Source organism: Lactobacillus sp. WILCCON 0149, assembly GCF_057197965.1.
In genome coordinates, this window is record NZ_JBUBHO010000001.1 from 281,565 (window position 1) to 304,326 (window position 22,762).

Annotated in this window: 13 protein-coding genes, 26 tRNA genes and 2 rRNA genes; 39 read left to right on the forward strand and 2 right to left on the reverse strand. The window is 51.1% G+C overall.

Translation table 11 applies throughout. The features are described from left to right. Positions 1–105: 105 nt before the first annotated feature. The 3 genes from ACYVUV_RS01325 (at position 106) to ACYVUV_RS01335 (ending at position 4,933) form a co-directional block, all read left to right on the forward strand. A 23S ribosomal RNA gene (locus ACYVUV_RS01325) occupies positions 106–3,012 on the forward strand. Between the two features lie 70 nt (positions 3,013–3,082). Further along, positions 3,083–3,199: ribosomal RNA gene (gene rrf, locus ACYVUV_RS01330) — 5S ribosomal RNA — on the forward strand. A 159-nt stretch (positions 3,200–3,358) separates the two neighbouring features. Continuing rightward, on the forward strand, positions 3,359–4,933 hold the full coding sequence (locus ACYVUV_RS01335) for an amidohydrolase (protein ID WP_484498919.1): 1,575 nt from the start codon (positions 3,359–3,361) through the stop codon (positions 4,931–4,933). An 85-nt stretch (positions 4,934–5,018) separates the two neighbouring features. On the opposite strand, the gene ACYVUV_RS01340 is transcribed toward ACYVUV_RS01335, so the two are convergent. Together ACYVUV_RS01340 and ACYVUV_RS01345 are read right to left on the reverse strand one after the other, a co-directional pair. Next, positions 5,019–5,738 carry a B3/B4 domain-containing protein gene (locus tag ACYVUV_RS01340; protein ID WP_439775622.1) on the reverse strand — a complete coding sequence of 240 codons (720 nt, stop codon included), beginning with the start codon at positions 5,736–5,738 and terminating at the stop codon, positions 5,019–5,021. 75 nt (positions 5,739–5,813) lie between these two features. Further along, positions 5,814–6,683, reverse strand: coding sequence for a DNA-binding domain-containing protein (locus ACYVUV_RS01345; protein ID WP_439775621.1), 870 nt, complete (start codon positions 6,681–6,683; stop codon positions 5,814–5,816). A gap of 308 nt (positions 6,684–6,991) precedes the next feature. On the opposite strand from ACYVUV_RS01345, the gene argF reads away from it, so the two are divergent. The 36 genes from argF (at position 6,992) to rnr (ending at position 22,755) form a co-directional block, all read left to right on the forward strand. After that, positions 6,992–7,993: an ornithine carbamoyltransferase gene (argF, locus tag ACYVUV_RS01350; RefSeq protein WP_072547691.1), complete on the forward strand. Its 1,002-nt coding sequence runs from the start codon at positions 6,992–6,994 to the stop codon at positions 7,991–7,993. Positions 7,994–8,011: 18 nt separating this feature from the next. Further along, positions 8,012–8,941: a carbamate kinase gene (gene arcC / locus ACYVUV_RS01355; RefSeq protein WP_439775620.1), complete on the forward strand. Its 930-nt coding sequence runs from the start codon at positions 8,012–8,014 to the stop codon at positions 8,939–8,941. Between the two features lie 163 nt (positions 8,942–9,104). Beyond that, positions 9,105–10,328, forward strand: a complete 1,224-nt coding sequence (gene arcA, locus ACYVUV_RS01360) for an arginine deiminase (RefSeq protein WP_439775619.1) — start codon at positions 9,105–9,107, stop codon at positions 10,326–10,328. 99 nt (positions 10,329–10,427) lie between these two features. Beyond that, positions 10,428–11,855, forward strand: a complete 1,428-nt coding sequence (locus ACYVUV_RS01365; RefSeq protein ID WP_439775618.1) for a basic amino acid/polyamine antiporter — start codon at positions 10,428–10,430, stop codon at positions 11,853–11,855. A gap of 158 nt (positions 11,856–12,013) precedes the next feature. Further along, positions 12,014–12,086, forward strand: a tRNA-Val gene (locus tag ACYVUV_RS01370). Positions 12,087–12,088: 2 nt separating this feature from the next. Next, a tRNA-Lys gene (locus ACYVUV_RS01375) sits at positions 12,089–12,161 on the forward strand. A gap of 12 nt (positions 12,162–12,173) precedes the next feature. After that, a tRNA-Leu gene (locus tag ACYVUV_RS01380) sits at positions 12,174–12,255 on the forward strand. Positions 12,256–12,270: 15 nt separating this feature from the next. Next, positions 12,271–12,343: transfer RNA gene (locus tag ACYVUV_RS01385), tRNA-Thr, on the forward strand. A 4-nt stretch (positions 12,344–12,347) separates the two neighbouring features. Beyond that, positions 12,348–12,419, forward strand: a tRNA-Gly gene (locus ACYVUV_RS01390). Between the two features lie 15 nt (positions 12,420–12,434). Continuing rightward, a tRNA-Leu gene (locus tag ACYVUV_RS01395) sits at positions 12,435–12,520 on the forward strand. Between the two features lie 5 nt (positions 12,521–12,525). Then, positions 12,526–12,599: transfer RNA gene (locus ACYVUV_RS01400), tRNA-Arg, on the forward strand. Positions 12,600–12,605: 6 nt separating this feature from the next. Beyond that, positions 12,606–12,679: transfer RNA gene (locus ACYVUV_RS01405), tRNA-Pro, on the forward strand. 36 nt (positions 12,680–12,715) lie between these two features. Next, positions 12,716–12,789: transfer RNA gene (locus ACYVUV_RS01410), tRNA-Met, on the forward strand. Between the two features lie 12 nt (positions 12,790–12,801). After that, positions 12,802–12,875 (forward strand) — tRNA-Ile (locus ACYVUV_RS01415). A gap of 11 nt (positions 12,876–12,886) precedes the next feature. Then, positions 12,887–12,960: transfer RNA gene (locus ACYVUV_RS01420), tRNA-Met, on the forward strand. Between the two features lie 17 nt (positions 12,961–12,977). After that, positions 12,978–13,050: transfer RNA gene (locus ACYVUV_RS01425), tRNA-Phe, on the forward strand. A gap of 14 nt (positions 13,051–13,064) precedes the next feature. Beyond that, positions 13,065–13,135: transfer RNA gene (locus ACYVUV_RS01430), tRNA-Gly, on the forward strand. A gap of 3 nt (positions 13,136–13,138) precedes the next feature. Next, positions 13,139–13,212: transfer RNA gene (locus ACYVUV_RS01435), tRNA-Ile, on the forward strand. Between the two features lie 2 nt (positions 13,213–13,214). Next, positions 13,215–13,302: transfer RNA gene (locus ACYVUV_RS01440), tRNA-Ser, on the forward strand. Positions 13,303–13,544: 242 nt separating this feature from the next. Beyond that, positions 13,545–13,616 (forward strand) — tRNA-Glu (locus ACYVUV_RS01445). A 41-nt stretch (positions 13,617–13,657) separates the two neighbouring features. Beyond that, positions 13,658–13,745, forward strand: a tRNA-Ser gene (locus ACYVUV_RS01450). A 9-nt stretch (positions 13,746–13,754) separates the two neighbouring features. Continuing rightward, positions 13,755–13,828: transfer RNA gene (locus ACYVUV_RS01455), tRNA-Met, on the forward strand. Positions 13,829–13,831: 3 nt separating this feature from the next. Continuing rightward, positions 13,832–13,905: transfer RNA gene (locus ACYVUV_RS01460), tRNA-Asp, on the forward strand. Between the two features lie 6 nt (positions 13,906–13,911). After that, positions 13,912–13,984: transfer RNA gene (locus tag ACYVUV_RS01465), tRNA-Phe, on the forward strand. 8 nt (positions 13,985–13,992) lie between these two features. After that, positions 13,993–14,074: transfer RNA gene (locus ACYVUV_RS01470), tRNA-Tyr, on the forward strand. A gap of 4 nt (positions 14,075–14,078) precedes the next feature. Next, positions 14,079–14,149: transfer RNA gene (locus ACYVUV_RS01475), tRNA-Trp, on the forward strand. Between the two features lie 13 nt (positions 14,150–14,162). Further along, positions 14,163–14,235, forward strand: a tRNA-His gene (locus ACYVUV_RS01480). Positions 14,236–14,264: 29 nt separating this feature from the next. Continuing rightward, positions 14,265–14,335 (forward strand) — tRNA-Cys (locus ACYVUV_RS01485). 28 nt (positions 14,336–14,363) lie between these two features. After that, positions 14,364–14,448: transfer RNA gene (locus tag ACYVUV_RS01490), tRNA-Leu, on the forward strand. Between the two features lie 17 nt (positions 14,449–14,465). After that, positions 14,466–14,550 (forward strand) — tRNA-Leu (locus ACYVUV_RS01495). 170 nt (positions 14,551–14,720) lie between these two features. Further along, positions 14,721–15,890, forward strand: a complete 1,170-nt coding sequence (locus tag ACYVUV_RS01500) for a glycosyltransferase family 4 protein (RefSeq protein WP_439774905.1) — start codon at positions 14,721–14,723, stop codon at positions 15,888–15,890. Continuing rightward, entirely contained in the window at positions 15,883–16,932 is a 1,050-nt protein-coding gene (locus ACYVUV_RS01505; protein WP_439774906.1) for a glycosyltransferase family 4 protein, read from the forward strand. Before ACYVUV_RS01500 ends, ACYVUV_RS01505 begins: the two co-directional genes overlap by 8 nt. Further along, positions 16,925–17,938 carry a lysylphosphatidylglycerol synthase transmembrane domain-containing protein gene (locus tag ACYVUV_RS01510; protein ID WP_439774907.1) on the forward strand — a complete coding sequence of 338 codons (1,014 nt, stop codon included), beginning with the start codon at positions 16,925–16,927 and terminating at the stop codon, positions 17,936–17,938. The genes ACYVUV_RS01505 and ACYVUV_RS01510 overlap by 8 nt, the downstream gene beginning before the upstream one ends. Before the next feature lie 19 nt (positions 17,939–17,957). After that, positions 17,958–20,030: an LTA synthase family protein gene (locus ACYVUV_RS01515; protein ID WP_439774908.1), complete on the forward strand. Its 2,073-nt coding sequence runs from the start codon at positions 17,958–17,960 to the stop codon at positions 20,028–20,030. 54 nt (positions 20,031–20,084) lie between these two features. Then, positions 20,085–20,318 carry a preprotein translocase subunit SecG gene (gene secG, locus ACYVUV_RS01520; protein WP_002876914.1) on the forward strand — a complete coding sequence of 78 codons (234 nt, stop codon included), beginning with the start codon at positions 20,085–20,087 and terminating at the stop codon, positions 20,316–20,318. 67 nt (positions 20,319–20,385) lie between these two features. Next, the gene (rnr, locus tag ACYVUV_RS01525; RefSeq protein WP_439774909.1) at positions 20,386–22,755 is read left to right on the forward strand and encodes a ribonuclease R; all 2,370 of its coding nucleotides are present in this window, start codon (positions 20,386–20,388) and stop codon (positions 22,753–22,755) included. Positions 22,756–22,762: the final 7 nt, after the last annotated feature.

Here is a 22,762-nt window from a genome sequence, read left to right on the forward strand (position 1 = left end):
CGTTGAAAACTGAATATCTTAATTCCAAGAAAAAACCGAGAATCATTGAGATCAATGAAAACATTGCAAAGCGACCGAGAGAGTTCGAAAGAACAAAACTTGCAAGGTCAAGTGAAGAAGGGCGCACGGTGAATGCCTTGGCACTGGAAGCCGATGAAGGACGCGACTAACCGCGAAAGTCTTCGGGGAGCCGTAAGTAGGCTTTGATCCGGAGGTCTCCGAATGGGGGAACCCAGCATGTGCAGACATGCTATTCTTGTGTGAATACATAGCACAAGAAAGGAACACGCAGTGAACTGAAACATCTAAGTAGCTGCAGGAAGAGAAAGAAATATCGATTTCCCAAGTAGCGGCGAGCGAACAGGAAAGAGCCCAAACCGGCAGATTTATCTGCCGGGGTTGTAGGACTGAGTCGTGGCACTTCAGAGGATAGCAGAAGCGTTTGGGAAGACGCGCCAGAGAGGGTGAGAGCCCCGTAAGCGAAATCCAAAGAAGGCCTATCAGTATCCTGAGTAGGGCGGGACACGTGAAATCCCGTTTGAATCCGCGAGGACCATCTCGCAAGGCTAAATACTAACCAGTGACCGATAGTGAACCAGTACCGTGAGGGAAAGGTGAAAAGAACCCCGGGAGGGGAGTGAAAGAGAACCTGAAACCGTGTGCCTACAAGTAGTCAAAGCCCGTTAACGGGTAATGGCGTGCCTTTTGTAGAATGAACCGGCGAGTTGCGTTAGTCAGCAAGGTTAAGTCAGAAAAGACGGAGCCGCAGCGAAAGCGAGTCTGAAGAGGGCGAGCAGTTGGCTGACGCAGACCCGAAACCAAGTGACCTACCCATGACCAGGTTGAAGGCGCGGTAAAACGCGCTGGAGGACCGAACCCACGTAAGTTGAAAATTGCGGGGATGAGTTGTGGGTAGCGGTGAAATTCCAAACGAACTTGGAGATAGCTGGTTCTCTCCGAAATAGCTTTAGGGCTAGCCTCGCAAAGAGGATGCTGGAGGTAGAGCTCTGTTTGGACTAGGGGCCCGTCAAGGGTTACTGAATTCAGATAAACTGCGAATTCCAGACATTTATGTGCGGGAGTCAGACTGCGAGTGATAAGATCCGTAGTCGAAAGGGAAACAGCCCAGATCACCAGTTAAGGTCCCAAAATTCATGCTAAGTGGAAAAGGATGTGGAGTTGCGCAGACAACTAGGACGTTGGCTCAGAAGCAGCCATCATTCAAAGAGTGCGTAATAGCTCACTAGTCGAGTGACGCCGCGCCGAAAATTTACCGGGGCTAAGCATGATACCGAAACTGTGGATGTGCATTATGCACGTGGTAGGAGAGCGTTCTAGCGGCGGTGAAGCATGACCGAGAGGACATGTGGAGCTTCTAGAAGTGAGAATGCCGGTATGAGTAACGAAAGACAGGTGAGAATCCTGTCCGCCGCAAGACTAAGGTTTCCTGGGGCAGGCTCGTCCGCCCAGGGTAAGTCGGGACCTAAGGCGAGGCCGAGAGGCGTAGTCGATGGACAACAGGTTGAGATTCCTGTACTGCACCGAATCGTTATGAGCGATGGAGGGACGCAGGAGGCTAGCAGCGCGTGGTGCTGGATACCACGTTCAAGCGTCAAGTCTGAGAGCGAGTCAAATGCTTGCTTTCATAAGGACAAGGCGTGATGAGGAGCGAAGTTAAAGTAGCGAAGGCTGCGACGTCACACTGCCGAGAAAAGCTTCTAGCCAGAGACGGTGCACCCGTACCGCAAACCGACACAGGTAGTCGAGGAGAGTATCCTCAGGTGAGCGAGAGAACTCTCGTTAAGGAACTCGGCAAAATGGCCCCGTAACTTCGGGAGAAGGGGCGCTGGTCGCAAGATCAGCCGCAGTGAAAAGGCCCAAGCAACTGTTTATCAAAAACACAGGCATCTGCAAAATCGTAAGATGAAGTATAGGTGCTGACACCTGCCCGGTGCTGGAAGGTTAAGAGGAGAGCTTAGCGCAAGCGAAGGTTTGAATTGAAGCCCCAGTAAACGGCGGCCGTAACTATAACGGTCCTAAGGTAGCGAAATTCCTTGTCGGGTAAGTTCCGACCTGCACGAAAGGTGTAATGATTTGGGCACTGTCTCAACGAGAGACTCGGTGAAATTATAATACCCGTGAAGATGCGGGTTACCCGCGACAGGACGGAAAGACCCCATGGAGCTTTACTGCAGTTTAATATTGGGTATCTGTCAAGCATGTACAGGATAGGTAGGAGCCGGAGAAGATAGGACGCCAGTCTTATCTGAGGCGCTGTTGGGATACTACCCTTGCTTGACGGATGCTCTAACTCAGGCCTGTGATCCAGACCGAGGACAGTGTTTGACGGGCAGTTTGACTGGGGCGGTCGCCTCCTAAAGTGTAACGGAGGCGCCCAAAGGTTCCCTCAGAATGGTTGGAAATCATTCGCAGAGTGTAAAGGTAAAAGGGAGCTTGACTGCGAGAGAGACAACTCGAGCAGGTACGAAAGTAGGGCTTAGTGATCTGGTGGTACCGCATGGAAGGGCCATCACTCAACGGATAAAAGCTACCCTGGGGATAACAGGCTTATCTCCCCCAAGAGTTCACATCGACGGGGAGGTTTGGCACCTCGATGTCGGCTCGTCGCATCCTGGGGCTGAAGTCGGTCCCAAGGGTTGGGCTGTTCGCCCATTAAAGCGGCACGCGAGCTGGGTTCAGAACGTCGTGAGACAGTTCGGTCCCTATCCGTCGTGGGCGCAGGAAATTTGAGAGGAGCTGTCCTTAGTACGAGAGGACCGGGATGGACGCACCGCTGGTGTACCAGTTGTCTTGCCAAAGGCATCGCTGGGTAGCTATGTGCGGACGGGATAAGCGCTGAAAGCATCTAAGTGCGAAGCCCCCCTCAAGATGAGATTTCCCATTTCTTCAAGAAAGTAAGACACCTCAGAGACGATGAGGTAGATAGGCCGGGAGTGGAAGAAGCGTGAGCTTTGGAGCGGACCGGTACTAATCAGTCGAGGACTTGACCAAAAGAGCGAAGCAATGAAGGTTTTGACTTGGAAGAGATATTCAGTTTTGAGCGTGCAAGCTCAAGCAAGAGTGCGGTGGCAATGGCAAGAAGGATACACCTGTTCCCATGCCGAACACAGCAGTTAAGCTTCTTAACGCCGAAAGTAGTTGGTGGGAAACTGCCTGCGAGGATAGGAAGCTGCCGCGCGAGACAAGAGTCAGACGGAAGTCTGGCTCTTTTTTTCTTGTCTTGCTTTCTATTTGCCTAATTTTTACTGTTATTTGTACAGTTTTCGAGTAGAATAAAATTGTAAGCGGTTAATATCTAGAACAAAAAATAGGATTAATAGGAAAACAGGAGAAAAAGATGAACTGCCGAACTTTTGCAAACGGGAAAATTTTTACCGGGGAAAATGAGACGGCCTTTACCGATTCAATTACGGTTGAAGACGGCAAGATCGTGGCTATTGGGGAAAAGGGCCGGGGGGAGATCATTGATCTTCAAGGTCAAACCGTCCTGCCAGGTCTGATTGACAACCATACCCACCCCAAGTACATTGCCGATGCCCTGCATGGGGCAGCTTGCACCCCGCCTTTGGTCAACAGTATTAGTGAGATGCAGGAAGCTCTCCGCCATACTCCGGAATATGGCCAGGGGCCTGATGTCTGGATTGAAGGCTGGGGCTTTGACGAAAGCAAGCTGGCTGAACACCGGAGCCCGACCAGAGATGACTTGGACCAGGTGTCAACCACCCAGCCGATCTTCTTGTACCGGTCTGACTGCCACTCTTCAGTGGGCAATTCCCGGGCCCTGGAATTAGCGGGAATTGATGAGAATACGCCGGACCCAGCAGGCGGGAAGATTGAAAAAGATGCTTCCGGTCGGCCAACTGGCTTCATGCGGGAGGTCGCGGCCAGCCAGCTTTTGATCCGGGCCAAATCTGCCTTGTCTTATGAAAACGACGTGGCCAATCTGGTCAAGTCATCCAGCCACTACCTGGAAAACGGCCTGGTGGCCATCGGGGAAATGATGGGCCGCCTTCACCCTTACGCCACTCTTTCTTTGTACCAAGATGCCTACAAGCAGGGCTTTAAGCCTAAGTCGGCCATCTATTACGTGGCTGATGAAATTTCCGGACCCTTTGAGATCGAAGAGAGCGACCGCCTGCGGGTAGCCGGGCTTAAGGTCTTTATGGATGGCAGCATTTCCGGTGAAACGGCCTTGATGAAGGATGCCTTCCCATCTGGCAAAAAGGGGGTAGCATTAACCAGTGAGGACCGCCTGCGGGAAATCATCGCTTATGCCAGAGAAAAGAAGCTGCAGGTCGCGGTTCATGCCATGGGCGACGCGGCCATTCAGCGGGTGATTGATGTTTGCCAAAATATGGACCCTTGGCTTGAATGTCAGCCGTCAGTCAGAATCGAGCATGCTTCACTTTTGTCTGACTCCATGCTCAAGGAGCTGAAGGAGGCAAAAATTGGCCTGGCTGTTTCTACCCAGCCGATCTTCTTCTTCGCCGAAGAGGATTCCTACCGGCAGTTTTTGTCAGCGGATCAGCTGAAGATGGCCTACCGGATCAAGAGCTTAGACCAAGAAAATATTCTCTTCAGCCTCAGTTCAGACGCTCCATGCACCCCATGGGCAGAACCGGACAGTCCATTTTACGGAATCTACGCGGCAGTGACCCGGCACACGGCAGCAGGCGGCTTCATCAACGAAGATGAAGGTATTTCCGTTGCCCGGGCCATCCTGGCTTATACCAGAGACGCGGCTAAGATGGGTGGCTTTGTCAATAACGGGACCTTGACGCTGGGCAAGGACGCCGACTTTGTCATCTTGGACAGAGACATCTTCAGCCAGAAGGCGGAGGACTTAGCCAAGGTCAAGCCGGCTTCCACCTGGATTGGCGGGGAAAAGGTCTGGGGTCAGGAAAAGAATTAATGTAATTAAAGAAACATAGGCAATAGAAAAGTCTTACCTTTGACGGGTAAGACTTTTTGTTTGTGGAAAACTTGTTGATAATTTTTTAGTCAACGTCTACGCTTGGCGCGTCCTTGGTTAAGACAACAGACTTGTCCGGCTTGATGCCGAAGAATTCTTCCAAAAGCTTTTCCAAGTCGCTCATGGCTTCGTTAGCCCGCTGCGCCTGGTCAGCGTTGACAGATTCAATTACGATTACGCCCTTAGTTGAATCTTCATCCAGCATGGTTCTTTGGGCATCCCGCCAGTTGAGGCAGCGGCAGACGGCACCTTGGTCGTCGTACCAGGCAACTTCGCCTTCAAGGGTCGGTTCGTCCTTGTCAGCGCCGACTGGCTGGAAGGCCAGGCCTTCATGAACTTGACCCAGGTGCATGGTGCCGGCCAGCTTGTCTTGGTCTTCGATGCCGATTGGCACCCCATGAGCCAGGGAAACTGAGTTGTAGACATCAACCAATGGTGAAATCGGCCGCAAATCTTCGCCCTTGTCGATCCGCTTCAAAAGAGCTTCGATGGAAGCCCGGACGCCTTTCTTCTTTTTGAATTGCTGGTAGGCTTGCCGCCATTCAGCAACAACTGGGTTCTTGGCAAAAGCTGCGGCACCCAGGAAGTCTTCCGCCTTGTCGCTGCCTTCTCTGAGCAGCTTGCGCCGGCGGGCCAGATTGTCGTCAGTGTCGTGGTTGTCGATGCCGCTGACGAGCATGATGTTTACTTGCGCGTCAGGGAAGAGCTCCCAAAAGCTTGGGTCAACGGTAACTTTTTCTAACATGTTGAACCTTTCTTTCTATATAAAAGAGATAAGATTTTTCCTTACTATCCAATTGTACTATAAGCAGAAAGCTCCTTACCAGAGCTCATTGTCGCTGCCTCGCTTGACCCGGTAGCTTTCTTGCAGCAGACCGTCAAAAAAGTGCTGCAGGGAAATCTGCCCCCGTTCCAGCTCCTTGCCGTTTTGGTGCTGCATTTCCACGTGGATGTTCTGGTACTCAAAAAGGTTGTTGGCATAGTCCAGCAGCATTTCATTGTCCGGGTAGTCGATGCACATGGTGGCCAGATTGACGATCCCGATGTGCAGGGTCCGGCGGATCCGCTGGTAGATAACCTTTTTCTCCCGGCCGCTGATGCCAAAACTTTCTTCCAGGTCGATCTGGTCAAAGCTCATGTCCTTGTCGACCATCAAGCGGATGATCTTCATGATGTCTTCATAGCCTTTTTCAGATGCAATGCCCAAAAAGCGCAGGGTGTCAGTCACATGGTCTATTTGCTGCCGGCGAGTGGTCTGCTGGCGGCCGGATGGATTGTTCAAGCTGCCCGAAAGTTCGCTGATCACCCGCATGTTGCTCAAGAGCTGCAAGGTTGTACTGATAATTTTGGAAATATGGGCGATTTCCTCAGAATTGAGCTGGTGGTGGATGAAAAAGTCGCAACCGTTTTGGTAGGCAGCCGTGATCAAGGATTCTGACGGGGTATTGGCCGTCATAATCACCCGGGGCAGGATGTTGGCCTGCTTGAGCCGCCTTAAGAGGGCCAGGCCGTCAAAGGGTGCCAGATCATAGTCGACAACCAATACGTCAACTCTGAGTTGGCGGAGGTCGTCAAAGGTCCTTTGGGCATCGGTTGACCGGCCAACGACAATGTTTTCGAAGTTCCGCTCCAGGGCGTCACTAATTAGTTGTAAGTTCCTGGTGCTCTTGTTTGTGATATAAAAGTGCATTTTTGCATTTTCTCCTCATTTTTGAAGCAAGTTGAAGTCTACTGAGTCAACTATCCAATTGTAGCACAAAGGAGACTTAAAATAAAAAAGTGTATAAACATGGTAAAAGTACCCAATGGGCCGTATAAGCGGCCTTCTATTCACTTAAAAAATTCGATTATACAGTTCAGAAAAACTAATTAATTGATTTCTATTTTTTTTTGGTAAATCTTTTTGTTTTTTACTGTTGTGGTCTGAAAACGCTTTCTATAATGATAATCGTAAACAAGTGAAAAACACAAAACAATAGAAAACAGGAGGAAGCTATCATGGCTTTTAATTTACGCAACCGCAGTTACTTAACTCTCGCAGACTTCAACACTCGTGAAATGGAATACCTGCTTGACCTGGCAGAACAACTGAAGAAGGACAAGTACGCTGGTGTTGAACAACCTCGTTTGAAGGGCAAGAACATTGCTTTGATCTTCGAAAAGGACTCAACCAGAACCCGCTGCTCATTCGAAGTTGGTGCTCACGACCAAGGCGCTCACGTAACTTACCTTGGGCCAAGCGGCTCACACTTCGGCCACAAGGAATCAGTTAAGGACACTGCTCGCGTATTGGGCGGCATGTTCGACGGTATCGAATTCCGTGGCTTCTCACAAGAAGCAGCTGAAACTTTGGCTAAGTACTCCGGTGTCCCAGTTTGGAACGGTTTGACTGACGCTGACCACCCAACTCAAGTTTTGGCCGACTTCTTGACTGCTAAGGAAGTTTTGAAGAAGGAATACAAGGACATCAAGTTTGCCTTTGTTGGTGACGGCCACGACAACGTATCCAACGCTTTGATGCTGGGTGCCGCAGTTATGGGTATGGAATACCACGTCGTAACTCCTCCAGAACTGAACCCAAGCGAAGAAACTTTGGCAAAGGCTAACGCGATCGCTAAGGAAACTGGCGCCAAGATCGTTGTTTCAAACGACGTCAAGGAAGGCGTTAAGGGCATGGACGTAATCTACGGCGACGTTTGGGTATCAATGGGTGAATCCGACGACAAGTGGAAGAAGCGGATCGAATTGCTTTCACCATACCAAATCACCATGGACGTTCTTAAGGCTACTGAAAACCCTAACGTTATCTTTGAACACTGCCTGCCAGCCTTCCACAACCTGGAAACTGAAGTTGGCCGCGAAGTTTACGAAAAGTTTGGCTTGAAGGAACTTGAAGTAACTGACGAAGTCTTCGAAAGCAAGCACTCAGTTGTCTTCCGTGAAGCTGAAAACAGAATGCACACCATCAAGGCTGTCATGGTTGCTACCTTGGGCGACTAATCAAGAAGAGGTGCTCTTATGTCAAAAGTTGTTGTAGCATTGGGCGGCAACGCCCTCGGCAAGTCACCAGCCGAACAATTGGAATTGGTTAAGAACACAGCTTCCTCACTGATCGGTTTGATCAGCGCCGGCAACGAAGTAGTTATCAGCCACGGCAACGGCCCGCAGGTTGGCCAAATCAACCTGGGCATGAGCTACGCTGCTGAACATGGCCAAAGCGCGGCCTTCCCATTCCCTGAATGCGGGGCAATGAGCCAGGGCTACATTGGCTACCACCTGCAGCAAAGTCTGCAAAACGAACTTCACAAGCGCGGCATGACCAAGGACGTAGCGACTATCGTAACGCAGATCGTTGTTGACCCGGCTGACTCAGCCTTCCAAAACCCAACTAAGCCGATTGGGGCCTTCTACACTAAGGAAGAAGCCGACTCAATCGCTGAAGACAAGGGCTACATCTTCAAGGAAGACGCTGGCCGCGGCTGGCGGCAGGTTGTTCCTTCACCGACTCCAAAGAGAATCGTTGAATTGAACAGCATCAAGACCTTGATTGAAGCAGATGAACTCGTTATCGCCGGCGGTGGCGGCGGGGTGCCTGTAGTTGAGACCGAAGAAGGGCTCAAGGGCGTGCCAGCCGTCATCGACAAGGACCGCTCCAGCGCATTGTTGGCAGACAATGTTGGCGCGGACAAGCTGATCATCTTGACCGCCGTTGACTACGTGGCAATCAACTTCAACAAGCCAGACCAAAAGAACTTGGAAAACATCTCTGTTGAAGAAGCTAAGAAGTACATTGACGAAGGTCAATTCGCTGCCGGCAGCATGCTTCCTAAGGTTCAAGCCTGCATGTCATTCGTTGAAGGCCACCCGGAAAGAGAAGCCATCATTACTTCTCTGTCAGGCTTAGATGCCGCTCTTGCTGGACAGTTGGGGACTGTTATCCACGCATAAGCGCGTTTGCTCATCGACCGGTTTAAATTTTAGTGTAAAAATCTCTCTTTAAAAATTACGAACAACTAGTTAGTTAAGTCGTTAGTAGGTTGACTTGACGATTTATAACCACACAAATCATTAGGATATTAGGTAAATTAGCAATTATAGGAGTGTAAAGATCATGACAAGTCCTATTCATGTAACTTCAGAAATTGGTAAGTTGAAGACAGTTATGTTGCACAGGCCAGGGCGCGAAATCGAAAACATCACGCCGGATTCAATGGAACGTCTCTTGTTTGACGACATTCCATACCTGCCAATCGCGCAAGAAGAACACGACTTCTTCGCACAAACTCTGCGCGACAACGGTGCCGAAGTTATCTACACCGAAGACTTGGCTGCCGAAGCCTTGGCAGACGAAGCTGTCAGAAACGAATTCATTGAAAGACAAGTAGCAGAAGCTGGCTTTGTTGCCGGCGTAACTCACGACGCTCTGGTTGAATACCTTAAGGCTCTGACTCCAACTGAACTGGTAACCAGAATCTACGAAGGTATCCGCAGAGATGACCTGGAACTTACCACTCTTGACTTGGCTGCAGTGTCAGAAAACACTGAATGGCCATTCTTGATGGATCCACTTCCAAACGCCTACTTCACCCGTGACCCGCAAGCTTCAATCGGCGAAGGGATGTCAGTCAACAAGATGACTTTCCCAGCTCGTCAGCGTGAATCAATGATCACTGAATACATCTTGAAGTACAACGCTCGCTTTGCTGGCAAGGTTAAGGTATGGCGTGACAGAAACCACGAAAGTCACATCGAAGGTGGTGACGAACTGGTATTGAGCGACCACGTAGTAGCAATCGGTATTTCAGAACGTACTACTGCCGACGCAATTCAAGACATCGCTAAGAGCTTGTTCGCAAACTCTGACTACGACACTGTAATTGCCATCTCAATTCCGCACAACCACGCAATGATGCACCTTGACACGGTGTTCACCATGATCAACTACGATCAATTCACTGTTCACCCAGACATCTTGACTGAAGATGGCAAGGTTGACAACTGGGTACTGCACCCAGGCAAGGACGGGGAAGTTACCTTCGAACACCACACTGACATCAAGGAAGTGCTGAAGAAGGCCTTGGGCAAGTCAGAAATCGACTTGATCCCAACTGGCAATGGCGACCCAATCGTAGCTCCGCGTGAACAATGGAACGACGGTTCAAACACTTTGGCAATCGCTCCAGGTGAAGTTGTAACTTACAACAGAAACTACGTCTCCAACGCTTTGCTGAGAGAACACGGGATTTTGGTCCACGAAGTTCGCTCAAGCGAATTGTCAAGAGGTCGTGGCGGCCCACGTTGCATGTCTTGCCCAATTATCCGTGAAGACATCTAATTGGTTTTTGAATCTAAAATCGCGGAGCTGGTCTATCGCTCAAGGGCTTAGACTATCTCCGCCTTTTTAGGTGGAAAGAGTATTTGGGAGGTAAAAATCATGGAAGAGAAAGTAAACAAAAACGGGATAGGCCTTGTTGGCCTGACCGCTTTGATCGTCAGTTCCTCTATTGGGACTGGGATCTTCGGCATTACCAGTTCCATTGCTTCATCTGCCGCTCCAGGGCCCGCTATTTTGTCCTGGCTGCTGGTTGGCTTTGGTTTCTTGATGCTTGTTCTGTCATTGAACAATTTGACTGAGAAGAGATCCGACCTTAAGGGTGGTATCTTCGCTTACGCCGGGGCCGGCTATGGCCCATTGGGTGAATTCATTTCCGGCTGGGCCTACTGGCTGAGTGCCTGGCTGGGCAACCTGGCCTTTGCTACTATGCTGATGAGCGCGATCGGGACCTTTATTCCGGTCTTCAAGGGCGGTTCAAACCTGCCATCAATCATCGTAGCCATCATCTTCTGCTGGGCCTTGACCTTCTTGGTTAACAACGGTGTTGAAAGTGCCTCATTCGTTAACACGATTGGTACTTTCTGCAAGGTTGTGCCATTGATCATGTTTGTTATCATCTGCATCGTTTCCTTCAAGGGCGGGATGTTTACCGCTGACTTCTGGGGCAGAGTTGCCAACAACCTGTCCAAGGGGACGACGACTGGTGGTTTGTGGCCACAGATGAAGGGGACTTTGATGACCCTAATCTGGGTATTTATCGGTGTTGAAGGGGCCTCAGTCATGGGCTCACGTGCCAAGAGCCTGAAGGAAGCTCAACAAGCAACCATGCTTGGTTTCGTCCTGCTTTTGGTCTTCTACATGCTGATCTCAATCCTGCCATACGGCTCACTTACCCGGGCTCAATTGGCCAGTGCTGCACAACCAGCTTTGGGCAGCGACTTGAAGATGATCGTCGGCGACTGGGGCGCTATGATCATCAACATTGGCTTGATCATTTCCACTATCGTTTCTTGGCTGTCATGGACCATGCTGCCAGCAGAAACCATGCTTTTGATCGCTGAAGACGGTGCTGCTCCTAAGTTCTGGGGCAAGCTGAACAGCAAGAAGGCGCCAACTAACGCCCTGTTCACTACTGCTATCTTGCAGACCATCTTCCTCTTCTCCTTGCTCTTCACTGACAAGGCTTACGAATTCTGTTACACTTTGGCTTCAAGTGCCATCTTGTTCTCATACCTGTTTGTCGGCTTGTACCAAATGAAGTTCAGCCGTGAACGCAAGGAATGGGGCCAATGGACCTACGGTCTGCTGGCAGCCCTCTTCCAATTCATGTGCATGATTTTGGCCGGCTGGCAATACGTCCTGGTTGTTTCCTTGAGTTACATCCCAGGCTTGATCGTTTACTACCAAGGCGTTCGTGAACAAGGCAGAAAGCTCAACAAGAACGAAAAGATCACCTTTATCGTTATTGCAATCCTCTGCGTTCTGTCCATTGTTCTGATTGCCAACAAGACGATCGACATTATGTAATCGAAATTAAAATCTTTCCCAAAACAGCGGTTTTCCGCTGTTTTTTTGTGCTGTGGCTTATTTTTTCAAAATAAAAAAAGGAAAAAAGACTTGCATTCCTGGCTGAATACGATATACTAGTATTTGTGCTTACGGCCTATGCCGTAAACAAGTCATATGGAGGATTAGCTCAGCTGGGAGAGCATCTGCCTTACAAGCAGAGGGTCACAGGTTCGAGCCCTGTATCCTCCATCGAGTCGTTAGCTCAGTCGGTAGAGCATCTGACTTTTAATCAGAGGGTCGAGGGTTCAAGTCCCTCACGACTCATGGCCCTGATCTGCGGGTGTGGCGGAATTGGCAGACGCGCTAGATTTAGGTTCTAGTGTTTTCGGACGTGCGGGTTCAAGTCCCGCCACCCGTATTGTTTTTATAACATGCCGATTTAGCTCAGTTGGTAGAGCATCTGTCTTGTAAACAGGGGGTCGTACGTTCAAGTCGTATAATCGGCATTGTGCGGAAGTAGTTCAGTGGTAGAACATCACCTTGCCATGGTGGGGGTCGCGGGTTCGAATCCCGTCTTCCGCTTTTTATTATATATATGCCGGAGTGGCGGAATTGGCAGACGCACAGGACTTAAAATCCTGCGGTTGGTTTCAACCGTACCGGTTCGACCCCGGTCTTCGGCATGCTTGCACCCATAGCGCAACTGGATAGAGTGTCTGACTACGAATCAGAAGGTTGTAGGTTCAAGTCCTACTGGGTGCATAGATCCGGGAAGTGGCTCAGTTTGGTAGAGCACCTGGTTTGGGACCAGGGGGTCGCAGGTTCAAATCCTGTCTTCCCGATTTGTAATTTAATATTTTCCATATTGGTTACAGTATGGCGGTGTAGCTCAGCTGGCTAGAGCGTCCGGTTCATACCCGGGAGGTCGAGGGTTCGATCCCCCCCGCCGCTATTTTGTAAACTTGGACCTTTAGCTCAGTCGGTTAGAGCAGACGGCTCATAACCGTCCTGTCGTAGGTTCGAGTCCTACAAGGTCCATTTTTTGTCATCGCGGGATGGAGCAGTCTGGTAGCTCGTCGGGCTCATAACCCGAAGGTCGTTGGTTCAAATCCAGCTCCCGCAATTGCTTTTAAATAAGCTGGCTCGGTAGCTCAGTTGGTAGAGCAATGGATTGAAGCTCCATGTGTCGGCGGTTCGATTCCGTCCCGCGCCATAAATTGAATATTTGCGGGTATAGTTTAGTGGTAAAACCACAGCCTTCCAAGCTGTTGTCGCGAGTTCGATTCTCGTTACCCGCTTATGGGCCTGTAGCTCAGCTGGTTAGAGCGCACGCTTGATAAGCGTGAGGTCGATGGTTCAAGTCCATCCAGGCCCATTGGAGTAATACTCAAGTGGCTGAAGAGGCGCCCTTGCTAAGGGTGTAGGTCGGGAAACTGGCGCGAGAGTTCGAATCTCTCTTACTCCGCTTGATAAAGAGCTGCCCTGCAGCTCTTTTTTTGTATCTAAGTCTAGAAATAAGAAAGAGAGCAGGGGAAAAGGCGAAAAAGTGGCTCTTTTTTTCTAAAAAAGGCTTGCAAAAGACAGGATTTTTCTGTATTCTAGTATTTGTTGACGCGCGAGCGTCGACGCAAGTGGCCTTTGAAAAGATTGAGAAAGCTGCTTGACAAGATGAACTTAAGCGAGTATCATTGTAAGAGTGCTTATGACGGCCCGTTGGTCAAGTGGTTAAGACACCGCCCTTTCACGGCGGTAACATGAGTTCAAATCTCGTACGGGTCATTGCCGGAAGGCAAGAATTGAATATTTTCTATCCATCATCTGGAGGATTACCCAAGTGGCTTAAGGGGACGGTTTTGAAAACCGTTAGACGGGGCGACTCGTGCGTGGGTTCAAATCCCACATCCTCCTTTTTATTATCGCGGGATGGAGCAGTCTGGTAGCTCGTCGGGCTCATAACCCGAAGGTCGTTGGTTCAAATCCAGCTCCCGCAATATGGTCCATTGGAGCAGTGGTTTATCTCGCCTCCCTGTCACGGAGGAGATCGCGGGTTCAAATCCCGCATGGACCGTTTGATGGCTCGGTAGCTCAGTTGGTAGAGCAATGGATTGAAGCTCCATGTGTCGGCGGTTCGATTCCGTCCCGCGCCATTGAAAATGGAGGAATAGCGAAGTGGCTAAACGCGGCGGTCTGTAAAACCGCTCTCTCTGAGTTCGGTGGTTCGAATCCACTTTCCTCCATAATAGGGATATAGTTTAAAGGTAGAACTACGGTCTCCAAAACCGTCGGTGTGGGTTCAATTCCTACTATCCCTGTTAAGAAAATATGGCGGTATTGGTGAAGTGGTTAACACACTGGTTTGTGGATCCAGCATACGTGGGTTCGATTCCCACATACCGCCCTAGCCGAAGGGCAGAAAAGAATAATCGTGGCGGTGTAGCCAAGTGGTAAGGCAGAGGTCTGCAAAACCTTAATCGTCGGTTCGACTCCGATCCCCGCCTTAGGCTTAACGGCCAAGTAGAATAGCATGGCGGTGTGGCGGAATTGGCAGACGCGTCAGACTCAAAATCTGGTGTCCATTACGGACGTATCGGTTCGACCCCGATCACCGCTATTCAAGTTTAATATTACGGCGGTGTGGCGGAATTGGCAGACGCGTCAGACTCAAAATCTGGTGTCCATTACGGACGTATCGGTTCGACCCCGATCACCGCTATTGCTTGAAACGACTCCTCTTGGGAGTCGTTTTTGTTTTATCTGTCTCCTTTTCCCTTCCCCTTTTCCCCTGCCGCAAATATGTTTTATTCTTTGTATTTTGGTTAAGAAATTTGCACCTCTTTTGCCGATTCTCTATAATGTCTTTTAGTATGGAGGTAATGAGCGCACATGAATATCGGTTTGTTTACAGACACCTACTTCCCGCAAAACAGTGGGGTGGCGACGTCGATCAAAACCCTTAAAGAAGCTTTGGAGGCCCAGGGGCACAATGTCTTCATCTTTACGACTACTGATCCCAACGTTGACAAGGACACGGTTGAGGCCAACATCTTCCGCTTCAGCTCCGTGCCCTTCATTGGCTTCTCTGAGCGGCGAATTGCTTTCCGGGGTCTGTTTGAAGCAGTCAAGGTGGCCAAGGAAGTCAACTTGGACATCGTCCACACCCAGACCGAATTTTCCATGGGCACAATTGGCAAGTACGTGGCCAAGCAATTGGGCATCCCTGCCATCCACACCTACCACACCATGTACGAGGACTACCTGCACTATGTCTTAAATGGCCACCTGCTCCGGCCGGTCCATGTCCAGCAGTTTACCAAAAGCTACTTGAAGAACATGGACGGCGTCATCGCACCCAGCCAGCGAGTAGCGGCTTTATTGACCCGCTACGGGGTGGAAATCCCCATGCGGGTGATTCCTACCGGGGTTGACCTGGACGCCATCAGTGCCCCGGACAAGGCTGATCTGCGGGAAAAATTGGGGATTGCCCCGGATGCCCAGGTGATCATCACCCTGGGCCGGGTAGCCGCGGAAAAGAAGATTGACCGTATTCTCCGGGTCATGCCGGACCTTTTGACGGAATTCCCTAAGCTGGTCTTCGTCATTGCTGGCGATGGGCCAGACGTGGACGTTTTGAAAGAGCAAGTTGAACGCCTGACTTTGGAAGACCATGTAATTTTTGCCGGCAATATTCCTCACGACCAGGTCGGCAGCTACTATAAGATGGCTGACTTCTTCGTATCAGCCAGCGACACGGAAACCCAGGGGCTGACTTATATCGAAGCCTTGGGCAGCGGACGCAAGTGCGTGGTCTACAAGACCGACTACACCGACCAGGTCTTTGATGATCCGGCCTACGGCATGACCTTTGAAAGCCTGCGGCAAATGAAGGAAGAAATCGCGGCTTACCTGCGGCAAGGCCGGAAAGAAATTCCGCCGCAATTATTGGAAAAGAAGCTGGAGGAAATCTCAGCCAGCCACTTTGCCAGCGAGGTCTGCAAATTTTACCAGTACGCGATTGACAACTATCAAGTGAAAAAAGAGGGCAGCAATGATTAGAATCAACATGTTTTCCCAGGCGGACTCAGTCGCCGGGCAAGGGGTCGGGGCAGCCTACCTAGAACTGATCCGGCTTCTTCGGACCCACCTGGTCGATGACTTCTACGTGACCATCAACAAGTATGGCCGAAGCGACTTGACCCACTACCACACCATCAACCCGACCTACTTTGCCAACAGCTTCTCACCAGCCAGAGGCCGCAAGATCGGCTATGTCCACTTTTTGCCAGATACCCTGGAAGGGTCAATCAAATTGCCAGGAGTGGCTAAGAAGGTCTTCTACCAGTACGTGATCGACTTTTACAAGCGGATGGACCAGATCGTGGTCGTCAACCCGATCTTCATCGACAAGCTGACTGAATACGGCCTGGACAGAAACAAGATCCGCTATATCCCGAACTTCGTGGCCAAGAGCGAGTTCTATGAACAGACCCAGGCCAAGAAGAACGCCACCCGGCAGGAATTGGGCATCCCCCAGGACAAATTCGTCGTCTTCGGCGACGGGCAAGTCCAGGCCAGAAAAGGGGTCGACGACTTCGCCAAATTGGCGGAAGCCAATCCCGACTACCAGTTTATCTGGGCCGGCGGCTTCTCATTTGGCAAGATCACGGATGGCTATGACCACTTCAAGAAATTGGTCGAAAACCCGCCAAAGAACCTGACCTTTACCGGGATCATCGACCGGGAAAAGCTGGTTGACTACTTGAACATGGCCGACCTCTTTATCTTGCCGTCCTTTGACGAGCTCTTCCCGATGTCAGTTCTGGAAGCCTTCAGCTGCGGGACCCCGGTCTTGCTCAGAGACCTGGACCTCTACCGGGCCATCATCGATGGCTACTACCTGTCTGGCAAGGACTTTGCCGAAATGAACGAACAGCTGCGCTTCGCGGCTACTCATCCGGAAGTCCTGACCCGCCAGCAGGAGCTTTCCCGCAAGGCCAGCCAGCAGTACTCTGAAGACCACCTGGCTGAAATCTGGCGGGACTTTTACCAAGAGCAGTACCAGCTGGGCCGGGAATTGGGGCAGATCAGCTATGAATAAGAAAAATCTGTGGGGAGTTCTGATCGTCTTATTGATCAGCTCCCTTGTTTTATACTTTGACCTGCGGTCAACGCCAATGGCCACTTTAAAGGCGGCAGCCGGAGAGATCATTCCCTGGCGCCTGGCCCTAGTCTTTTTGGCCATGGCCTTGTCCTATGTCTGTGAAGCCTTGATCCTCCGTCTTTTGGCCAAAAGGCCGGGGACAGCCAAGCGGAGCTTCTGGTCTTATATGCGGATTCCACTCATTCAGGCCCTTTTCAACGGGATCACCCCGATGGCGACAGGCGGGCAGCCGTCGCAATTAGCGGCCATGGTGGAAATGGGCATGGCCGGCGGCCGGGCAACTTCAATTTTGATGATGAAGTTCATCTGCTACCAGCTGGTGGTCTTATTTGCCTACTTGACTGCCTTTATCTTTGGCTTTCACTTTGTGGCTGGCAAGTTCGCGGCTTTGGCCATCTTTATTTTCCTGGGCTTTGCCCTCCATGTTTTCTCAATCATCCTGCTCCTGTTAGCCATGTTCGCCCATGACTGGACGGTTAAGGCTGTTAAAAAGGTCATGAAGCTTTTGGGGCGGATTTTTGGCCAGGAAAGGGCCCAAGCTTGGGAGAAGTCGACTTTGGAGCAAGTGGAAAGCTTCTACCAGGAAAGCCAGGCCCTCAAGGCGGAGAAGAAAAAGCTCTGGGGCGTGGTGCTCCTAACGATTGGACAGCTTCTTTGCTACTACTCAGCTCCATACTTGACCTTGCGGGCGCTGGGCCAGCCGGTTGACTATGTCCAGGTGACCTTGATGACGATCCTGATCATCATGTTCATGGCCGTGATCCCCTTGCCTGGGGCCAGCGGCGGGGCGGAATTCAGCTTCCAGACCCTCTTTGCCAGCTTCATCAGCCAGCCGGGGGTGGTCGTTTTGGCCATGTTCTTGTGGCGGTTCGCGACCTACTTCTTCGGCATGATTCTCGGCATCTTTGGCTGGTCCTTCAAGCCGGCTAAGTTGCGGGACTGATTTTTTCGAGGTGAAAGAAATGCAGAAAATCAAGGCATTTGGGACCTGGCTTAGGACCTCCAAGAACGGCTTCTTTGCCCTGGCGGTCTTCGGCTACTGGCTCAAGTGTTACCTAATCTATCTGACCAAGTTTACCCTGGGGGCGACGGGGCCGATGCAGAACTTCCTCTTGCTCATCAACCCCATTCCGTCGGGGATGCTGATTCTGGGTCTGGGGATGCTGATGAAGGGGCGCAAGTCCTACTGGACCATGATTGTCCTGGACTTTCTCTTGGCCACCTGGCTTTTTGCCAACATCCTTTACTACCGGGAATTCTCCAACTTCCTCTCTTTCTCTTTGCTGCAGAATTCGGGCAGTGCTTCGGAGAATTTGGGCAAAAGCATTGCCGGCATCCTCAAGGGCAGTGACTTTTTAGCCTTCGCTGACCCCTTGATTTTGCTGGGGCTTTTATTGGGGAAATTTTTCAAAATGGACCTCTACGCCCAGTCCTGGAAAAGGAAGGTCGCGATTGAACTGACGGCCCTCATCTTGATGGGGGGCAACCTCCTTTTGGCCCAAAAGGACCGGTCAGGGCTGCTCACGCGGACTTTTGACAACAACTACATCGTCAAGTATTTAGGGATCAACGAATATGCCCTTTATGACGGGATCAAGACGGCCCAGACCAATGCCCAGATGGCCAATGCCAAGGTGTCGGATTTGAGCTCGGTCAAAAAGTACCTCAAGGCCAATTACGTTCAGCCAAACTCAGCTTATACGGGCGCAGCCAAAGGGAAAAACGTCATCGTCATCCACCTGGAAAGCTTCCAGCAGTTTTTGATCGGCTACAAGTGGAAGGGCAAGGAAGTCACGCCTAACTTGAACAAAATCTACTATTCCAAGCATACCCTGGCTTTTGACAACTTCTTCAACCAGGTGGGGCAGGGGAAGACTTCTGACGCGGAACTGATGCTGGAAAACTCCCTCTTCGGGGTCCAGTCCGGCTCAGCCATGTCGACTTACGGGACCAGCAACACTTTTGAATCCATGCCGGCCATTTTAAAGCAAAAGGGCGGCTACACTACCGCCGTCATGCACGGGGGGACGGGGTCCTTCTGGAACCGGAACAATGCCTACAAGTCTTTTGGCTACGATTATTTTGCTTCCTTGAACTACTACCAGTACCAAAACAGCTGGTACTTGGGCTACGGTTTAAAGGACAAGATCTTCTTCAAGCAGTCGGCCAAGTATATCTCTGAACTGCCCCAGCCTTTTTACCTGAAGATGATCACGGTCACCAACCACTATCCATATACCCTGGACAAGCAGAACCAGTCGATCAAGAAGACCACGACCGGTGACAACACGGTTGACGGCTACGTGCAGACGGCCCACTACCTGGACCAGGCGATCGGTGAATTCATGACCTGGCTGAAGAAGACCGGCCTGGACAAAAAGACCCTCTTGGTCTTCTACGGAGACCACTACGGGATTTCCAACAACCACAACGAGGCCATGGCCCAGCTGACCGGCAAGAAAAATTACGGTGAGTTCGACGACCAGCAGCAGCAAAGAGTGCCGCTCATGTTCTACTCAAGCAACTTAAAAGGCGGCATCAAGCATACCTATGGCGGGGAAATCGACGTGATGCCAACCCTGCTCAACCTGCTGGGGATCAAGAGCAAGGACCTGATTTTGTTTGGTCATGACCTTTTAAGCAAAAAGAACCCGCAAGTCGTGGCCCAGCGAAACGGGAACTTTATTACCCCGGTCTACACCAAGGTGGGGAGCAGCTACTATTACACTAAGACGGGCAAGAAGGTTACGAATGCCAAGGAAAAGAAGGCCTGCCGCTTGATCGCCAACCAGGTTTTGACCCAGCTGACCCTGTCTGACCGGGTCGTCACCGGGAACTTGCTCCGCTTCTACCACCCATCCTGGTTTACTCCGGTCAAGACCAGTGACTATGACTACAACAAGACCGACTCTTTAAAGAAGCTGGAGGAAGCCGGAAAGAGCAAGACCAGCTTAAAGAGCCAGCTGGGCAAGAAGGACGCAGAGAAGCTTTATAAAACTGACGCGCCTGAACTGAAAAAAACTAAGACAAAGTAAGTCTATCTATGATAGAATAGTAAAGTAATTGTAGAATAAATTGGAGGCAGTGCATTGTACAACTTTATTATGACGCTGTTGATCATTGTTTCAGTGCTGATCATTATTGCGACAATGATGCAACCACAGAAGCAGCAAGATGCCTTGAACGCTTTGTCAGGCGGTGCCGTCTTTAGCGGCCAGACCAAGAAGCGGGGCTTTGAAGCCTTTATGGAAAAAGTGACGTCAGTTCTACTGGTATTATTCTTTGCTTTTTCGATTATTTTGGCAATCCTGTCTTCTAAATAATCATTAACCTCCCGATCACTTGCTTGATGGGAGGTTTTTTTTAACGAAAATACAGATGGAGAAAATAATGGCGCAAAATGAGACTGTATTGGCGGGCGTGCTGGAGATCTTCCGGCACAATCCGCAAAAGCAATTCAGCGTTGACCAAATTGAGCGGCAGGCCCGCCGGGACCGCTTGGGCAACTTTACCGACCTGGTCAAGGCCCTGGCCTACCTGGAGCAGGAAAAGCAGATCATCACTGATGGCAACGGCCGCTACCAGCTGGCCCAGGAAAATACTGAAGTCGAAGGGGTCTTCCGGGCCAACGACAAGGGCTTTGGCTTTGTCCGCTTGGATGATGAAGAAGCCGATGACGTGTTCATCAACTCTGACGCTACCAAGCTGGCTTTAGACGGGGACCGGGTCAAGGTCAAGATCACGGCCGGCGGTAACCCTTGGAACGGAAAGGGGCCGGAAGGACAGGTTGAAGAAATCCTGGAGCGCGGGGCCAGCAGCATTGTCGGCGAATACACGCCTTTAGAAGACCTGCAGGTCAAGATCAGCCACTTTGCCGGCTACGTGATTTCAACTAACAAGAAGTTCAAGAAGTACCGGGTCTATGTATCGGAAAACGGCTTGATTCCGCAAATGGGGGACATGGTCAAGGTATCTCTGAAGACCTACCCGACTGAAGACTTGCCAGACCAGATGACCGGGGCAGTTGTCGAAATCATCGGTAACAAAAATGACCCGGGCGTGGACATCATGTCCATCGTGGCTGAACACGACATCCGGACTGAATGGCCAGAAGATGCCTTAGAGCAGGCCAATGCCATCCCGGACCACGTAACTGAAGAAGAAAAGCATGAACCAGGCCGGCGTGACATCACTGACCAGCCGGCCGTCACGATTGACGGGGATGACTCCAAGGACTTTGACGACGCGGTCGTTTTGTGGAAGCTGGACAACGGCAACTACCACCTGGGCGTTCACATCGCTGACGTGGCCCACTATGTTAAGGAAGGGACTCCTTTGGACCGGGAAGCTTTTGCCCGGGGCAACAGTACCTACTTGGTCGACCGGGTTATTCCGATGCTGCCGTTCAGACTGTCCAACGGGATCTGTTCCTTGAACGAAGGCGTTGACCGTTTGGTTCTGTCCTGCGACATGGAAATCACCCCGGAAGGTGAGCGGGTATCTTACGATATCTACCCGGCCTTGATGCGGTCCCACGGCCGCTTGACCTACAACAAGGTCAACCAGGCCTTGCGCGGCGACGTGCCGGACAGCGACTTGGAAGACAAGTATGTCAAGGTGCGGCCAATGCTTAAGGACATGGCGGCCTTGCATGAAGCCCTGTATAACCAGCGCCACGCCCGGGGGGCCATCGACTTTGAAGAACCGGAAGCCAAGATCATCGTGGATGAAAAGGGCAAGCCGGTGGACATCGTCCTGCACAGCCGGGGGACGGCCGAAAAGATGATCGAATCCTTCATGCTTTTGGCCAATGAAACGGTAGCGGAAGCCTACTACAGGAAAAAGGTGCCTTTCCTTTACCGGGTGCACGAGACGCCGGAAGCTGACCGGATCACCAGATTTTTTGAATTCTGCAGTGCCTTCGGCTTGAACGTCAAGGCAGATCCAAACGACATCAAGCCGCTGGACTTGCAGAAGGTGGTTACCAAGACTTTGGGCACGCCGGAAGAAGCGGTTGTCCAGATGATGATGCTGCGCAGCTTGAAGCAGGCCCACTACTCAGAAGATCCGCTGGGTCACTTCGGGATCGCGGCCAAGTACTACACCCACTTCACTTCCCCGATCCGCCGGTATTCAGACACCATGGTCCACCGGATGATCCACGCCTACCTGGAAGAAGGGACGGGCGAGGAAGTCAAGGAGCACTTTAAGGAAGAACTGCCTGAAGTAGCTGACCAAACTTCAACTCAAGAACGGCGGTCAATCGACACGGAACGGGCAACTAACGACTTGAAGATGACCGAATACATGGCTGACCAAGTTGGCAACAAGTTTGACGCGGTCGTTTCATCAGTCACCAGCTTTGGGATGTTCGTTCAGTTGGAGAACACGGTGGAAGGTTTGATCCACATCTCCAACTTGAAGGACGACTACTACTCATACGATGAAAAGACCATGACTTTGACCGGCCGGGCAACCCACAAGAAGTATAAGGTAGGGATGCCGATCAAGGTTGTCTTGACCAATGCTAATGTTGAGCAGCACCAGCTGGACTTTGAAGTTTACGATCCAGATGCCAAAAAGCGGCCCCACAATGACCGCGGGATGGGCAGAAGAAACGGGGACCGGAACTTCAAGGGCCGGCGCAATTACGGCGGCCGCGACAAGAGCGGTGACCGGCGCCACAAGCCGAGCCGCAACAACCGCGGCCAGCGGCTGGGGCAAAGCGAGCGAGGCAGCCGCCGGCGGCCAAACCGTTAATATGTAA

Excerpts from the sequence above, each read along its gene's own strand:
- arcC (WP_439775620.1), top strand. The coding sequence starts at position 8,012 with ATGTCAAAAGTTGTTGTAGCATTGGGCGGCAACGCCCTCGGCAAGTCA.
- ACYVUV_RS01345 (WP_439775621.1), bottom strand. The coding sequence starts at position 6,683 with ATGCACTTTTATATCACAAACAAGAGCACCAGGAACTTACAACTAATT.
- ACYVUV_RS01500 (WP_439774905.1), top strand. The coding sequence starts at position 14,721 with ATGAATATCGGTTTGTTTACAGACACCTACTTCCCGCAAAACAGTGGG.
- ACYVUV_RS01505 (WP_439774906.1), top strand. The coding sequence starts at position 15,883 with ATGATTAGAATCAACATGTTTTCCCAGGCGGACTCAGTCGCCGGGCAA.
- ACYVUV_RS01340 (WP_439775622.1), bottom strand. The coding sequence starts at position 5,738 with ATGTTAGAAAAAGTTACCGTTGACCCAAGCTTTTGGGAGCTCTTCCCT.
- rnr (WP_439774909.1), top strand. The coding sequence starts at position 20,386 with ATGGCGCAAAATGAGACTGTATTGGCGGGCGTGCTGGAGATCTTCCGG.
- ACYVUV_RS01515 (WP_439774908.1), top strand. The coding sequence starts at position 17,958 with ATGCAGAAAATCAAGGCATTTGGGACCTGGCTTAGGACCTCCAAGAAC.
- ACYVUV_RS01335 (WP_484498919.1), top strand. The coding sequence starts at position 3,359 with ATGAACTGCCGAACTTTTGCAAACGGGAAAATTTTTACCGGGGAAAAT.
- argF (WP_072547691.1), top strand. The coding sequence starts at position 6,992 with ATGGCTTTTAATTTACGCAACCGCAGTTACTTAACTCTCGCAGACTTC.
- ACYVUV_RS01510 (WP_439774907.1), top strand. The coding sequence starts at position 16,925 with ATGAATAAGAAAAATCTGTGGGGAGTTCTGATCGTCTTATTGATCAGC.
- arcA (WP_439775619.1), top strand. The coding sequence starts at position 9,105 with ATGACAAGTCCTATTCATGTAACTTCAGAAATTGGTAAGTTGAAGACA.
- ACYVUV_RS01365 (WP_439775618.1), top strand. The coding sequence starts at position 10,428 with ATGGAAGAGAAAGTAAACAAAAACGGGATAGGCCTTGTTGGCCTGACC.